This window comes from Cyanobium usitatum str. Tous (assembly GCF_003011885.1).
Classification (GTDB): domain Bacteria; phylum Cyanobacteriota; class Cyanobacteriia; order PCC-6307; family Cyanobiaceae; genus Cyanobium_A; species Cyanobium_A usitatum.
This window is the reverse complement of record NZ_PXXO01000007.1, coordinates 149,128-164,093: the sequence shown is the minus strand read 5'-3', so window position 1 is coordinate 164,093 and position 14,966 is coordinate 149,128. Positions and strand designations below refer to the sequence as shown.

Sequence of the window (14,966 nt, the reverse complement as noted above, 5' to 3'; positions counted from 1 at the left end):
AGCTTCAAAACCAGCCCAAAGTGGCTGAACAGGAGATCAAAAGTCCTCTGAAAAGGGCCTCAGAGGCAATTTACGGTAAAAGGCACTCTTTTCTGCTCACTGCCTCCGGCTCAAACCCCGTTTGTCCAGAGATTCCTTAGGCAAGTGCACAAAGCTCGTGGGCTAGCTGTTCGCCGCTGCGCAGGGCACCCTCAATCCGCCCAAATCCCACCCCCGCAATGAAGTCGCCGCAGAATCCCACCCGGCTGCTTGGGCAGCAACTGAGTTCGGAGGGCAGCCCGGGCGCCAAGGGAAAAGCGGCACCCCAGCGCATCAGCTGGCGATCAGCCGTGGCCAGGTTTAGGCCAGGCAACCAGGGGGCCATCACCTGCTCAAGAGCGGTGGTGAGGGCAGCGATCACCGTATCTTCGCGGCCCTCATCGGGGGGCAGCTGAAGCATGCGGGCCACGGCGGAATGGGTGCCATAGACATCAAGGTGATCGGCGGCAAAGGAGTGGCTGGAGTGGGCCACCACGGCGCAGCGACCGTCGGACAAGGGCTGAACGGTGATCCGCTGCAGCCCCCAGCGCTGCTGGGCTGCCGCATCGAAATGGAGCAGGCTGAAAGGAAGACTGGCCCAAGGTCCTGCCGCGGCTGCCTCAAGCAGCACCAGCAGATTGCTGCGGGCCTCAGCGCGGATGCCGGCGATCACAGTGAGGGCATGCTCCAGCCGGAGGTCGCCCAGCCGTTCTGCAGCCTGCTTGAGGGGTACCTCCTCCCAGCCAAAGATCTGCCTGCTGCGCGGATGGGCCAGCAGGGTGCTGCTCAGCACAAGCCAATGGGCCTGCCCCAGTAACTCCCCCTCCCGATCCAGCAGCTGCCAGAGACCATCCTTCCAATCGAGGTGGCGCACCAGGGTGCCGTAGTGGGGTTGCCACGCTTCGCCAGCCTCGCCGGCAAGGCTCAACAGTCCTTTGCAGAGATGATCCATGCCACCCCGACCCCGGTAGAGCTGGCCGAGCCCCAGGGCATCAGCCTGGCCTGGCCGCAGGGTCGCTTCCCCCTGGAGCTGGGCGATCAAACCAGGCCAAGGCTCAATCCAGCCCCCCGCCAGCAGGGGCTGCAACAACAGCGGCTCCATTGCGCCGGTGATGTTGAGCAGGGGCGCGCCGTGATCGATGCGCAGCCCACGATCCTGGCGGGAGCGCCGGGTGCTGGCCCGTCCGCCCGGGCCTCGCCCTGTCTCCCAAAGGCTGAAGGTTCCAGTGTAACCCAAGCGGCGCAGCTGGGCAACGAAAGCGCAGCCCGATACCCCGGCCCCGATCACGGCGATGGATTCCGGGCCCGAGCTGGGCATACACAACAACTAAACCGCTAGGCCTTCAGGATGACAGCGATCTCCAAGGCTGCAGCCGATGATTGGCCCCCCGGCACTTGACCATCCGGTACTGGTGTTTGACGGAGGCTGTCCCTTCTGCCGCCATTTCGCGGAGCTGGCGGAACTGCGCAGTGGCATCCCGAACTTGGCGATCCGCGATGGCCGCAGCGATAGCGAACTGAGGCGGCAGCTGCGGCAGCAGGGCTGGGACCTGAGCCGGGGTGCCGTGGTGTTGGCAGAGGGCCGGGTGCTGCATGGAGCCGAGGCGATTCAGTGGATTTGCAGCCGGCTGGAGCCCAGCGCCACCCTGCTGCAGCTGCTCGGCCCGCTCCTCGCCACACCGGGAAGAGCAAAGCGCCTTTACCCGGTGCTGCTGCTGGCCCGGCGCCTCGCCCTGGCCGTGCAGGGATTACCTCTGGATCCGGACCAACCAGCTGGGCAGGCTGCAACAGGTAGCGTGAATTGATAAGGGAGTGGCTGTGGCGCGGTTTTTAGTGGTGCTCAAACCCGGCGTGCCGCTGGAGGCCGCCGCCATGCTGGAGGCCCTCCAGCCTGTACTAGAGGGTCTCAGAGCGGAGATCGAGCACCGCACACCAGCCCACCTCAGCGCCATGATCCGCGGCGGCGGTGAAACCCAGCGCATGCAGCTTTTCGCCGATGTGCAATCAAAAGCAGATGGCAAGGTGCTGGAGCTGGTGCTGCTGAGTCGCGAAGCCATGGGCACTACCGCCCCCCACACCCGCGAGGTTTTCAAGCTGCTGCTGGAGTTGATTCAGCGACATGTGCCATCCATGCCTCTCACCTTCCGCTCCGACCGGGACGGCCCACTGCCAATCGGAGCCTGAGCCAATCGGGGACTGACCGGCCATCCCCGAAATTTAATAAAGGCTTAGGATTTGCTGGTAGGTCCTGGATTTGCTCCGTGAACGAGAACCACCCCGTGCTGCTCTCGCTCGACGCCGAGCTCGATCACCTGCGCAGCGCCTACATCCAACAGCCCAACGAGCAGACCCGCTACCAGCTGGTACGCCTCGAACAGCTGATCCAGCAGTGGGCACCGGGTCACTCCAGCAACGGCTGAAATTCCTCAGGGATTGCACCACGGGCAGTGGCCCGGATCGGCTGAGGAGAGTCCATCTCGGCGTGGTCGCTCCACCCGAACGATTCGATCCCAGCCGGGGCTAGCGTTTTACCACCTACGCCACCTGGTTGATTCGCGACGCCATCAACAATGCCCTGGCGGCTTCAGCTGCTCAATGAACTGCCAAAACAGGAAGCCGAGCTGCTGCGATTGCGCTACGGAATAGCAGCAGGGAAACCTTTGAGCGTGAGCTCCACGGCCCGGCAGATGGGCGACACACGAGACACGGCCCGTGGGCGGGAGAGACGAAACAATGCCTTGATCCGGCGACTTTCGGTGCGCTTCATTGATCACCTTGAAGCCTGACCCCATGACCTGGCACCCCCACCTCTGGCATCCCACCACCCAGGTGGCCAGCAGCCCCGAGCCGCTGCAGGTGCGTTCAGCCCGGGGCAGTGAGCTGGAGCTCAGCGATGGCCGCCGCCTGATTGACGCGATCAGCAGCTGGTGGGTCACCCTGCACGGCCACGCCGAGCCAGCCATTGCGGCGGCGATCGCCCGTCAGGCCCAGCAGTTGGAGCAGGTGATCTTCGCCAACTTCAGCCACGAACCCGCCGAGCAGCTCGCCACTCGGATCAGTGCGCTCACGGGCCTCGAGCGGCTGTTCTTCTCCGACAACGGCTCCACCGCCGTGGAGGTAGCCCTCAAGATCGCCTGGCAGTGGTGGCGCAACCAGGGCAGCGAACGCCGCCAGGTGATCGCCTTTGAGGGGGCCTACCACGGCGACACCTTCGGAGCGATGGCTCTGGGGGAGCGCTCGCTGTTCACCGACCCCTATGAGCCACTGCTATTTGCCGTAGCCCGGGTGGCCTGGCCCCACAGCCACTGGGGCGACGACGCAGTGGAGCAAAGAGAACAGGTCGCCCTTCGCCAACTCGAACAGGCCCTAGAGACGCCCACCGCGGCCGTGATCCTCGAACCCTTGATCCAGGGGGCGAGCGGCATGCGGGTGGTGCGGCCGGCCTTCCTGCGGGCGGTGGCCGAGCGGGTCCAGGCTGCTGGAGCCCTGCTGATTGCCGATGAGGTGTTCACAGGCTTCGGCCGCACCGGCGACCTGTTCGCCTGCCGGCGGGCCGGTATTCAGCCCGACCTGATGGCCCTCTCCAAAGGCCTCACCGGTGGCTTCCTGCCAATGGGGGCAACGATGGCCAGCGAGCGCCTCTATCAGGGGTTCATCAGCGAACGGCCGGAGGCCACCTTCTTCCACGGGCACAGCTTCACCGCCAATCCCCTGGGATGTGCAGCGGCCCTGGCCAGCCTGGATCTGCTCCAGGCCAACCCCGAGCGCTTCCAGCAGTTCGAGGTGCGCCACACGCCACTGCTGGAAGTTCTGTCCCGACACCCGCTGGTGCGGCGCCCCCGCTGCGTCGGCACCATGGCGGCCTGGGATGTGGACGCCGGCGAAGCCAGCTACCTCAATCCCGTGGGCAAGCAGATCCAGCGCCACTGCCTGCAACAGGGCGTGTACCTACGCCCCCTGGGCAACGTGGTGTATCTGCTGCCGCCCCTGGGCATCAACGAAGACCAGCTAGATCGCTGCTACTCAGTGGTGAAGCAGGCGATGGATACGCTGATGCCGGTCTGAACCCCCTAGCTATCCAGCCTGCAGGGTCGACAGACGCCGGCCCAGCAACAGCAGACCCAGCACGGTGGTACCACTCACCATCAGCACTAAGGCAGAGAACTGGGCGGCGGTGATCACCCCACTGGCCAGGGCCGTGGAGGCAAACACCAGACCAGGCAGGCCCCGGGGGATAAGGCCAAACACCACCACCCAGCGATCCACCCCGGCCGCCTGATCTCGGCTGCTGATACCAAGCCCGCAGATCAACTTGCAGCCAATCGCCAGCAGCAACAGCACCAGGGCCAGCCACCAGGCCGAGGGCTGCAACAGGGTGGCCGCCTGGATGCGCATCCCCACCCCTAGGAAATAGAGGGGCAGAAACACCTCCGACAGCAGGGCCAGGTTGCCCCGCAGCTCGCTGGCCTCGGTGCTCCCTTCCCCCATCGGCGCCAGGCGATTGAACAGCACCCCACCCCAGAGCGCCCCAAGCAGGCTGGTCACCCCGGTGACCTCACCGATCCAGCTGCAGCCGATCAACAGCAGCAACATTCCTAGGGGCCCCGGCTGCCAGGGCCCGTGGCGCCGCAACCACCAGCTCGACAGCGGCACGCTCAGCAGGGCCAAGACCGGACCGAGCAGCACCAGCCAACCTGACCCGGCCAAACCGGCAACACCACCCTGACCGGCGCCCGCCAACAGCATGGAGCCAGTGAGGAGGGCGATGGCAGGCAGATCGTCGAGCACCGACACCCCCACCAGCAGGCGACCGGAGGGGGTTTTCAAGGCACCAAGCTGGCCTAGGGCCCGCAGGGTCACCCCGGTGCCCGTGGCACTGAGCACGGCCACAAAGAGCAGGGTGGTGGCCGTGGAGAGACCGAAGCCCTGCTGCAGCGGCCACCAGGCCAGCAGCGGCGTCAGCGCCGAGAGCAACACCGTGCGCAGCACTGCCGCTGGCCGGGAGCCCAACAAGCCGCCGCGCACCTCCAGACCCACCTGAAAAAACAGGGTGAGCACCCCCAGCTCCAGCAGACCGGAGAGGGAGCGGATCTGCTCGAATGGCAGCACGGTGTTGCCTAGGGCAAAGCCCACTCCCAGCTCCAGCACGATCGCCGGCACCGCCCAGCGGGCGAGCCGGGTTGCCGTCAACCGGGCCAGCAGGGCCCCCACCAACAACAGCAGCAGGGTCGTGAGCAGGGAGGAACCCAAGGGAGCCAGCGGGGCGAGGGTGGCGAAGGTGGATCAGCCCGGCAGGATCACGCGATCAATCACGTGCACAATGCCGTTGTCGCAGGCAATGTCTGCGGTTACCACTGTGGCGTTCTTCACCTCAAAGGGCTCGCTACGGCGGATCGGGATCGGAGCCCCCTCCAAGCTCGGCCACTCGGCCTGGGCCACCAGGGCCTCGCGGGTGTAGGCACCAGCCAGCACGTGGTACTTGAGGATTCGAGCCAACTGGGGTGGGTTGTCTACCAACGTTTGCACCGTGCCCGCAGGCAGTGCAGCAAAGGCATCGTCCACCGGGGCAAACACCGTGAAGGAGCCCGGGCCCTCCAGGGCGCCGCGCAGGCCGGCGGCATCGACGGCCGCCAGCAGGGTGTTGAAGGCGCCGGCGGCGAGGGCGGTTTCCAGAATCGTGGCCATGGCAGCTCTCCTAGCGGTAATCCTGGGTTTGAATGTCGGGAAGGCGCGCCTCGGGCCGCAGGAAACGATCCATCTGGGCCTCAAAGAAGCGGCGGTTGGCCGCAAGATGCTCCGGGTCGGTGTCGTCGAGGGGATAGAGCAAGGCACAGCGCAACGCCTGGATCACTGCCGAAGTCACGTTGTACATCGAGCGCTGAAAGGTGATGCCCAACTGGATCAGCTGGTCTTCCTCACCGCGCTTGTGGGTCTTGTACATCTCCTGCAAATAGGGAGGCAGAAAATGCAGCATGTCCTGCATTAATAAGGTGGGAGGAATGCCGGCGGATCCCACCGGGAACACATCGGCATAGAGGATGCCGTAGTGGAAGTCGGCTTGATCAGCCGGCACCTGATAGGCCTGGGCGTTGTAGCTCTTGGTGCCGCGGAAAGGTGAGGTGCGGTAAAACACCGCCTCCACATAGGGCAACGCCGCCTCATAGAGCCAGGTGAAGCCCTCGCTCTTGGGAATGATCTCGAAGCACTCGCCCCGGATGAACACATGGTGGTAGATCGGCCGCCCCGCCACCGCGAAGATGCCGTTGACGAGGAAGTCCATCGCCTCGGGAACGGAGGTGAGCTTCCCCTCGTCGTAGAGGTCGCTCATCTCAAAGAACACCGGCGCCATCACCTCCCAGAACAGGCCGAGGTTGGCGTAGAAGGAGAGTTGCTTGACCTGCTCCATAAACATATCCGGGAACAGCTTATAGAGCCCCAGCATCACCAAATTGCCCTTGAAGTAGGCCTTGATCGCCCGATCCGCATTGGCCTTGTAGACGTCGCCCTCCAGGAAGTCGTTGAAGCGGCCTCCCATGCCCTGGTGCCAGAACATGGCCTGCATGCAGGCCTCGGCAAATTCCATATTCACCCGGTCGTGCCAAAGGTGATGCAGCAGCTTGGGCATGCGGCGGGTCTCACCCCGCTCCATAAACTCCAGTAGCTCCGGATGGGCCTTTTCACCGCCACGCCAGATCCTCAGCTTGGATTGATCACCGGCGTAGCTATTGGGGAGATCGAGATACTCCTTAGAAATAAAATACTTGAATGCGGGAAGCGGATTGAGAAATACCCGCTCAGCTATATATAAAAGATCGCGCCAATAAAAATCCATCGGCACGGCGTAGGCCTTATAGATACCGATGATCTGCTGCAGGTTCTCGGGGGTATCAGGCAGCATTGATCCTCCCGCCTCAAGCCGGTGGATCACCTCTGCGTAGGGATGGGTTGAGGGAGGAATCAGGGGTGTGCGGACACCCGGGGTCGAAACGATGGGTGTCATACGGGCAGTTGGGTGCGGAGGGCAAGGGCAGCGGTGGCGGTTTCACTCCAGCCGGTGAGGCCTAGGGGCCATAGGCCGGTGAGCAGCACCAGCAGGGTGAGCACAACGGCCGGCAATCGCTCGCCCAGGCTGGTGCCCTGCCAGTCAGCTCGGGAATTATCGAGCCGGCCAAAACCAACCCGATTGAATAGCCGCACCGCATAAACAGCAGTAAAACCAGAGGCCACCAGGCACACCAACGTTGCCCTGGGAAAGACGGTCCAGCTGCCCTCAAACACCAGAAGTTCTGCAGGGAAGCCAGCCAGTCCGGGAATGCCAGCGGCGGCCATCAGGGCAAGCAACAACAAACCCATCGTGAATGGCAGGCCCCGAATCGGATTGAGCAGGCCGGATAGCTCGGCAATAACCGTGGTGCCGGTCTTGCGCTGGATTAGCTCAACGCAGGCAAATAGCAGGGCCACTATTAAGCCGTGAGCAATCACCTGAGCCATCACCCCCTGCAGGCTCAAGGGGGTGGCGGCAGCCAGAGCCAATACCAGCAAGCCCATATGGCCAAGCGAGCTGTAGGCCATCAGGCGGCGCATATCTGTAGCCGCAACAGCGTTAAGGGCGCCATACACGGCGCTAATGGCACCAGCAGCAGCGATCCAGGGGGAAAAAGCGGTCCAGGCGTCTGGCAATAGGCCCACACCGAAGCGCAGCAGGCCGTAGGCACCAAGTTTGGAAACGGCCCCCCCCAGCAACATCACCACCGGAGCCGGTGCCTGGCTGTAGCTAAAAGGTTGCCAACCGTGCAGCGGCACCACGGGCAACTTCAGGCCAAAAGCAAGCAGCAGCAGGGCCAGCACCCAGGCCTGGGCAGCTGGAGCGAGGGGCGTTGCCGCCAGGGCCTCAAAACTGAAGCTCACGGTGCTGCTCGCCGCGCCCTGACCCAACCAACCGAAGGCCAGTACCCCACCAAGCAGGCTGAGGCCAGAAACTGCGCCATAAAGCAGGAAGCGCGTGGCAGCTCCTGCTCGTCGCTCCCCTCCCCAGATAGCCACCAGCAGCGTGGTGGGGATCAACACCAGTTCAAATGCCAGCACAAACAACAAGGCATTGCGGGCGAGGAAGGCGCCCACCACACCGAAGTTGGTGGCAAGCATTAAGGAGAAGTAGAGGCGCGAGCGGCCCTGGTCGGCAGGAGAGGCCAACACCGCCATAGCAGTAAGCAGGGCGGTGAGCAGCACCAGGGGCAGGGAGATGCCATCGAGACCGAGCTCCAGGGCAAGGCCCAGGCGAGGCAACCAGGTAAGGCTGAGGTCGGCGGGGGGCTGCAGCCAGCAGTACACCCCAACCAAAAACTGGGCCAGGGCGGCCAGGGCGGCCAGGGAGCGCACCAGGGCGGGACGACCCTCCGGCAATCGGGAAAGCAGCAAACCCGCAACCCCGGGGATCAGCAGCAGTAGCAGCAGCGGGGAAGAGGTCACGGCAGCAAGGACAGGGGTAAGGGTGCGGGGCTGGCCAACAGCCAGGCAGCCATCAGCAGCACCCCCAGCACCAGGCTGAGGGCATAGGCCTGGGAGCGGCCGGAGGTGGTGAGGCTTAGCCGGCGGGCTCCAGCCATGGCTGCGGCCCCGGTGCCACCACTGAAACCATCCACCAGGCGGCTATCACTCCAGGCGCCAAAGCGGGCTAGAGCCAGCACCAGGGCCACCACGGTGCGGTGATAAAAGCGCTCGGTTTGCATGTCATGGGCGAGCCACTCCTGCAGGCCTGATAGGGCCTGGGGCAGCCGGGCCAGGCCGTGGGGCCGCAGGTAGAAGGCAGCGGAGAAGCCCCCTCCCACCAGGGTGGATACGAGAAGAGGCCAGGCCAGCGGTCCCCAACCGGGCAGGGGAGTGAGGCTGAATACGCCATTGCGCACCAACAATTGAGGCAGGTGCAGCTCCATACCCATCAACACGGTGGTGGGCAACACCATCAACCACAACACCTCGGCGGAGCGCTGGGTGAAGGGTGTGGGGCGACCGCCCCAGATTTGGCCGAATACACGGATCAAGCCTGCGCTGATCAGGCAATTGGTGAGCAGCACCAAGCCACCCAGCAGCCAGGGGTGGCCGCTGGCTGCTGTGAGAGCGAGCAGCTCGCGCAAGGCGGCAAAACTGGCGAAGGGAGGCAATCCCATCAGGCCAGCAGCCCCGGTGAGGAAAGCCAGGCCCATCAGCGGCCGCCGGCTCCAAAGCCCACCCAGCTGGGTGAGGTTCTGGGTCACGTTGCTGATCACGATGGTGCCAATGGACATCAGGATCAGGGCCATCGGCAGCGGATAAACGAGCAGCAGGTGATCGGCCACCGCTGTGCCACCCAAACCCACCGCCACAAACAGCAAACCAAGCCAGCTGCTCACCAAGAAGGAGAGGGCTCGCTTGACATCCACCTGAGCCAGGGCAATCAGCGAGGCCACCACCGCCGTGGTGCCGCCAACGGCAACCAGCACGGCCTGCACCAGCGGGCTCAGTTCGATGAGGGGCTCCAGGCGCAGCAGCACCCAGGCACCACCAACCACCACTACCGAGTTGCGCAGCACGGTGGAGGGCAGGGGGCTCTCCATGGCCTCATCCAGCCAGAGGTGCAGTGGAATTTGGGCGCACTTGCCCATGGGGCCGGCGATCAGGGCTAGCAGGATCAACGTGAATCCGGCCGGCAGGGGTTGGCCGTTGTTGGTGAGATCGGCGGCCCATCCCTGCAGGCCATGAAAATTCCAGGTGCCGCTCACCGGCAACAGGGCAATTACCCCCGCCAGCAAGATCAGGTCGCCGATGCGCTTGGTGAGAAAGGCGTCGCGAGCCCCTTTCACCACCAGGGGTTGGTTGTACCAGGTGCCCACGATCAGGTAGGTGCCCAGGGTTAGCAACTCGAGAATTACGTAGCTGAAGAACACCGAATCTGTGAGCACCAGACCACACAGACCCGCCTCAAAGAAGCTCAGGCAGCCAAAGAAGCGGGGCCAACCCCAGTCCATTTCCATGTAGCCGATGGCGTAGATCTGAACCAGCAGGTGCAAGCCGGTGATCACGGTCATGGCGATCAGCACTGGCTCGGTCACCAGCCCGTCGAAGCCGACCCTTAGCCCTGCCGTCTCGAGCCAGGTCCAGCTGAAGCTCACGGGCCTATAGAGGGCCTGGGCCCCAGCAGCGGCATTGGTGTGCAAGGCCGTTAGCGCTAGCAAGCTGTGGCTGAAGGCCACGGCCACCATGGCCAAGTTGAGGTAGCCGCAGGGGCGCGGGCCGGTGCGGGAGATCACCCCCGGCGACCAGGCCAGCGACAAAAGGGCCGCCAGCAAGGGATAGAAAGGAACCAACCAGGCGGTTTGAAGCAGAGCAACAGTCATCGTGTCAACCAGGCAATAGAAATCTCAACGGCTCAGGCATGTGAAAGATGACGAATACGCCTGCGGATCGGTAACGATAGAAACAGACGCATCGGCTTGGGGCGGCAAAAGTAGATCAAATCCAATCGGTGTCAGTAGAAGTGCTTATCAATCGTCGAGATCACTTGGAGTCCCTCTCAGCTCCAAACTCCTCCACTCTGTAAAAACTTCTCCACTTTGTAAAAACCATGGCCTGCCCAAAATGCGGCTGCCGCCTACTCACCAAGGTGGGGCGCTCTAAGAAGATGCTGATCTGCAGCGATTGCAGCAACCCACTCGAACAATCATCTGATCAGCTTGCCTCCCAGTGGCGCCATCTCTCAACGCTTATGGTTGTGTTGATGGTGGCTGGAGTGCCTGTGTTTCACACCCTGGTTTCAGGTATGGTTAGCTCCACGTCCACACCACTAAGTAGGGAATCTCAAATAGAAAAGATCAACTAGCCAGGTCCATCGGAGTTTTGGCCCTAACTCTCACTGCCAGCGGCCCGGCTGCGCAGCTGCCACACCCGCAGCAGAGCCACCACTCCACAGACGAGCGCAATCTCCAACACCAGCTTGATCCCTCCGGCCCAGGGGGCCAGCAGCCCCTCCACCTGGCCGTAGGCCTGGCCCATCTCCCTGCCCGCCAGGGTGAGCAAGGTGGTCCAGATCAGGCTGCCCGCGGTTGTCCAGGCGAGAAACTTCGCCTGGGGCATTAATTCAATGCCAGCCGGCACGGACACCAGGGTCCGCACCCCTGGGATCAGTCGTCCCCAGAACACCACCGCCGAACCATGGCGGTTGAACCAGCGACGGCTCCTGGCTAGCCAGCCAGCCAGCGATCCGCTCCTCATTTATCCAGCGGCCGATGCCATACCAAAACCAGGCCCCCAGCACGGTGCCCACCAGTCCGGCAGCCACCGTGGGGAGCAATTGCAGCCGGCCCGCATGCACTAGATAGCCGGCGTAGGGCATCAAAACTTCTGAGGGAATGGGCGGAATGAGATTTTCCAGCAGCATCACCAAAGCAACCGCTCCATAACCGAGCAGGGGGTTGGTCTCTACCGCGGCGCTGATCAGGTCTGGCAGCCCGTCGATCAACTGCTGAATCAATGGTGAAATCCCGGCACAGGACTGTGACTAGGGTAGGCATCACCAACGCAACATCAGCCTGACCAGCACACCCTGGAACGCTCTTAAGACCTGGCGCCAGCGCCTCACGGTGCCCCAATTCACCGTGGTCACCGGTGCTCTGGTGATCGCCGTCGGCACGGTGCTGCTGGCAAGCCCGCTTTGCTCCACCGATGACGTGGGGCTATGGCAAGCCCTGTTCACCGTGACCTCGGCAATCACGGTAACTGGCCTTTCGATCATCGATGTGAGCCGCGATCTGACGCCCTTAGGCCAACTGACACTGGCGGGATTGATCATCACCGGCGGCCTTGGCCTAATGGCGATCACCACCTTTTTGCAGGGCTTCGTGCAGGGAAATTCAGGGCTGCGCCAACGGCTAGACAAGGGCCGGGCCCTGGATGAATTCGGGGTAGGCGGCATCGGCCCCACCTTCAACAGCATCCTGATCACGGGCTTCTGTGTGATGGGGATCGGCACGGTGGTGCTCTACGCCTTTGGCTTCACCGACATCGCCAATCCGCTTGAGCGCTTCTGGGCTTCTCTTTTTCACTGCATTAGCGCTTACAACAACGCCGGCTTTGGCCTCTGGGGCGACAACCTGGTGCGCTACCGGGACAACCCGGTGGTGAATGGCGTGATCGCCTCGATGATCGTGGTGGGCGGCATCGGCTGGCGGGTGATCAACGACCTCTGGACCAATCGCGCCCGCCTGCAAGGGCTGCGCCGGCTCAGCCTGCATACCCGGCTGGTGCTGCGCAGCACGGCCTTGTTAATCGTGTTTGGGGCCCTGGGACTGATGTTCACCGAACAATTCGCCGCCGGTGGCGTAATCGAAAATCTGCAGTGGTGGCAGGATATTCAAGTCACCCTGTTCCAGTCGATCTCGGCGCGCACGGCAGGGTTCAACACCGTGCCGCTCTCAATTAAGACCTTCTCGGATGCGGGCCTGCTGCTGCTGATCGTGCTGATGTTTATTGGTGCCAGCCCGGGCGGCACCGGTGGTGGCATCAAGACCACCACCTTCGCCACCTTGATGGGGGCTACCCGCTCCACCCTGCAAGGGCGCGAGGAGGTGGTGATCCATCGGCGCCAGATCCCTGACACCGTGGTGCTGCGTGCCGTGGGGGTCGTCATGGCATCAGCAATCTTCGTGATTTTGATGGCCCTGCTGCTGGGGATTGGCCCAACAACCTCCGGGGAGCCCACCCGCACCACCTTCAACTTCCTCGAAAAGCTGTTCACCTGCATGTCGGCCTTCGGCACCGTGGGCCTGGATCTGGGGGTTACCGCCCAGCTCAACCGCTGGGGCCAGCTGGTGCTGATGGTGGGCATGTTTGTAGGCAGACTGGGCATCCTGCTGCTCCTTTCGGCGATCTACGGCAGCCGGCCCCAACCCCGCGTGGGCTATCCCCGCGAAGAGATCTACATCTGAATCCCCTGAACAGGTTGACTCCATGACGAACTGGTGGCATTGGAATCCGTCTGAAGGCGCCATCAAAGGTGGCTTCGCTGTGATCGGAGTGGGGCGCTTTGGTTCCGCCGTATGCAGCGAACTGATCAAGGCCGGAGCTGAAGTGCTGGCGATCGATCTCAGCCAGCGGGCCATTGATGAGCTGCGTCAAATCGAGCCAGCCATCGAGGCGCGGGTTGTGGACTGCACAGACGAAGAAGCCCTGAGGGCCGCCGGCGTGCTCGACATGACCACCGTGGTGATAGCCATGAGAGAGCCGATCGAGGCCAGCGTTACCGCTGCTTTGATCGTTAAGGACAGCCCCGGCAGCCAGGTAAAGCAGGTAATCGCGCGGGCCACCAGTGATCTGCACGTGAAAATGCTGCAGCGGGTGGGCGCCGATCGGGTGGTTTTTCCCTCAAAGATGCAGGGTCAACGCTTAGGAATAGAACTGGTGCGGCCAAACATGTTGGAGCGCCTGCGCCTCGACGACCGCAACAGCATCGAGGAGATTCGGGTGCCCGAAGCCTTCATTGGCCAGTCATTGCGCGAGATCAATTTGCGCAAGAACTTCAATGTGAGCGTGCTGGCCGCCGGGCCTGACAACCAGCTCACGGTGAACCCGCCCGCCTCCCACGTGCTCGAGGCGGGCGAGCTACTGGTGGTGATGGGCGCCAGTGAAGCCTTGGCCAAACTGCCGGGCAGCTGAAAACCGGCATCCTCCTGGCCTAGTCAGGAGAGTTGCCCTCCATGGCATTCACCAGATGACGTGGTGAGTGCCTGAGCGAGCGGTCTCAGGCCCGCTGCCTCTGACGCATGGAATCCCAGAAAGCTACGACGAGGAGGCCGATGCCTATAAGCCCGGCGCACCATTCGGGTACATGAACGTTGTGCTGGGCCAAGGGAATCCCGGCCAGCATCAACAACCCCAGCGCGCCGATGGCGTAGTGGGCTCCGTGCTCCAGATAGATCAACTGGTCGAGGGCCTTCTCCCGGCTCAGCATCACCGTGAGCGAGCGAATAAAGAGCGCTCCTAGGCCCAGGCCCGTGATGATCAGCGCCAGATCGGTGGTGATCGCAAAGGCGCCGATCGCGCCATCGAGGCTGAAGGAGGCATCAAGCAACTCGAGGTAGATCAGGCTGGCAACACCGCTCTTGGCAGCCATACTTCCCGCCGCCGGATCTCCGCCGCCGAAGAATTCCGCCAGGGAAGTGCTGAGGATCTGCAGCACCAGGCCGATCAGACCGGCAAAAAGAACATCGCTGCGCAAACTGCCAGGCAGGACAAAGGCCACACCCATCAAAATGATCAACCCCAGAGCGACCTCCAGGGAGGGAACCCTTCCGGCGCTGCTCAGACGCACCTCGAGCACCTCCACCCAGTGCAGCGTTTTGGCCTCATCGATGAAATAGCGCAGAAACACCATCAACAGAAACATCCCCCCGAAGGCGAGGATCCGCGGTTCAGCCAACTCCAATAGCGCGTGGTATTCCTCGGGGTGATGCAGAGCCGCGTCGAGGGCTTGCCCCAGACCGATCCCCCCAGCCAGGCTCACCAGCAGCAAAGGCCCCAGAAAACGCACTCCAAACACCGGGATCACCAGACCCCAACTGAGAAAAAAACGCTGCTGGCCTGGGGTGAGGTGCTCCAGCACCCGCGCATTCACCACCGCGTTATCAAAGGAGAGGCTGATCTCCAGCGCCAGCAGCACCAGGGTGAGCCAGGTGGCCTCAAGACCCGCAGGGCTCAGACCACCATGGCTGACGAAAACTGCCACCAGGCCCACGGCACAGCACAGCAGCGGGAAACGCACGTAGCGCAGCAGGCGGCCCATGGATGTACCCAAACCCTATGAGCTTGAAGCCTGATAGACCCGCTGGCTGGCCGATGACATCAATTGTCGGGGCCTGAAAGCGAGCAAAACGCCCGAGACCGGCCAACCAACCTCAATCTCCCTAAATCCCATCTAG

The 14,966-nt window shown here is 63.0% G+C and carries 14 protein-coding genes and 1 pseudogene; 7 read left to right on the top strand and 8 right to left on the bottom strand.

Features of this window, described 5'->3' with window-relative positions; all coding sequences use genetic code 11:
• Window positions 1-136: 136 nt before the first annotated feature.
• The gene (locus C7K55_RS08010) at window positions 137-1,336 is read right to left on the bottom strand and encodes an NAD(P)-binding protein (RefSeq protein ID WP_106502882.1); all 1,200 of its coding nucleotides are present in this window, start codon (window positions 1,334-1,336) and stop codon (window positions 137-139) included.
• A gap of 58 nt (window positions 1,337-1,394) precedes the next feature.
• Here C7K55_RS08010 and C7K55_RS08005 point away from each other — a divergent pair, with 58 nt between their 5' ends.
• The 5 genes from C7K55_RS08005 (at window position 1,395) to bioA (ending at window position 4,083) form a co-directional block, all read left to right on the top strand.
• Window positions 1,395-1,823 (top strand): DCC1-like thiol-disulfide oxidoreductase family protein, encoded by a 429-nt coding sequence (locus C7K55_RS08005; protein WP_106502881.1) that lies wholly within the window; start codon window positions 1,395-1,397, stop codon window positions 1,821-1,823.
• A gap of 13 nt (window positions 1,824-1,836) precedes the next feature.
• Entirely contained in the window at window positions 1,837-2,202 is a 366-nt protein-coding gene (locus C7K55_RS08000) for a hypothetical protein (protein WP_127432010.1), read from the top strand.
• A gap of 77 nt (window positions 2,203-2,279) precedes the next feature.
• The gene (locus C7K55_RS13765) at window positions 2,280-2,438 is read left to right on the top strand and encodes a hypothetical protein (RefSeq protein ID WP_193486226.1); all 159 of its coding nucleotides are present in this window, start codon (window positions 2,280-2,282) and stop codon (window positions 2,436-2,438) included.
• A gap of 150 nt (window positions 2,439-2,588) precedes the next feature.
• Window positions 2,589-2,804, top strand: coding sequence for a sigma factor-like helix-turn-helix DNA-binding protein (locus tag C7K55_RS07995; RefSeq protein ID WP_106502879.1), 216 nt, complete (start codon window positions 2,589-2,591; stop codon window positions 2,802-2,804).
• 4 nt (window positions 2,805-2,808) lie between these two features.
• Complete coding sequence (gene bioA, locus C7K55_RS07990) at window positions 2,809-4,083, top strand: adenosylmethionine--8-amino-7-oxononanoate transaminase (protein WP_106502878.1); 1,275 nt, start codon at window positions 2,809-2,811, stop codon at window positions 4,081-4,083.
• A 9-nt stretch (window positions 4,084-4,092) separates the two neighbouring features.
• On the opposite strand, the gene C7K55_RS07985 is transcribed toward bioA, so the two are convergent.
• The 6 genes and pseudogenes from C7K55_RS07985 to C7K55_RS07960 form a co-directional block, all read right to left on the bottom strand.
• On the bottom strand, window positions 4,093-5,268 hold the full coding sequence (locus tag C7K55_RS07985) for a cation:proton antiporter (protein WP_161956149.1): 1,176 nt from the start codon (window positions 5,266-5,268) through the stop codon (window positions 4,093-4,095).
• A gap of 33 nt (window positions 5,269-5,301) precedes the next feature.
• Window positions 5,302-5,703: a fasciclin domain-containing protein gene (locus C7K55_RS07980; protein ID WP_106502876.1), complete on the bottom strand. Its 402-nt coding sequence runs from the start codon at window positions 5,701-5,703 to the stop codon at window positions 5,302-5,304.
• A gap of 10 nt (window positions 5,704-5,713) precedes the next feature.
• Window positions 5,714-7,018: a CO2 hydration protein gene (locus C7K55_RS07975; RefSeq protein WP_106502875.1), complete on the bottom strand. Its 1,305-nt coding sequence runs from the start codon at window positions 7,016-7,018 to the stop codon at window positions 5,714-5,716.
• Window positions 7,015-8,487, bottom strand: a complete 1,473-nt coding sequence (locus C7K55_RS07970; protein ID WP_106502874.1) for an NADH-quinone oxidoreductase subunit M — start codon at window positions 8,485-8,487, stop codon at window positions 7,015-7,017. Before C7K55_RS07970 ends, C7K55_RS07975 begins: the two co-directional genes overlap by 4 nt.
• Complete coding sequence (locus C7K55_RS07965) at window positions 8,484-10,391, bottom strand: NAD(P)H-quinone oxidoreductase subunit F (RefSeq protein WP_106502873.1); 1,908 nt, start codon at window positions 10,389-10,391, stop codon at window positions 8,484-8,486. The genes C7K55_RS07970 and C7K55_RS07965 overlap by 4 nt, the downstream gene beginning before the upstream one ends.
• A gap of 505 nt (window positions 10,392-10,896) precedes the next feature.
• Window positions 10,897-11,524 (bottom strand): annotated as a pseudogene (locus tag C7K55_RS07960) (DedA family protein).
• Window positions 11,525-11,633: 109 nt separating this feature from the next.
• Between C7K55_RS07960 and C7K55_RS07955 the strand changes: the two are divergent.
• Both C7K55_RS07955 and C7K55_RS07950 read left to right on the top strand, forming a co-directional pair.
• On the top strand, window positions 11,634-12,977 hold the full coding sequence (locus C7K55_RS07955) for a TrkH family potassium uptake protein (protein WP_241518258.1): 1,344 nt from the start codon (window positions 11,634-11,636) through the stop codon (window positions 12,975-12,977).
• A 22-nt stretch (window positions 12,978-12,999) separates the two neighbouring features.
• On the top strand, window positions 13,000-13,704 hold the full coding sequence (locus C7K55_RS07950) for a potassium channel family protein (protein WP_106502871.1): 705 nt from the start codon (window positions 13,000-13,002) through the stop codon (window positions 13,702-13,704).
• An 85-nt stretch (window positions 13,705-13,789) separates the two neighbouring features.
• Here C7K55_RS07950 and C7K55_RS07945 read toward each other — a convergent pair whose 3' ends face one another.
• Window positions 13,790-14,830 (bottom strand): DUF475 domain-containing protein, encoded by a 1,041-nt coding sequence (locus C7K55_RS07945; RefSeq protein ID WP_106502870.1) that lies wholly within the window; start codon window positions 14,828-14,830, stop codon window positions 13,790-13,792.
• Between the last annotated feature and the right edge of the window lie 136 nt (window positions 14,831-14,966).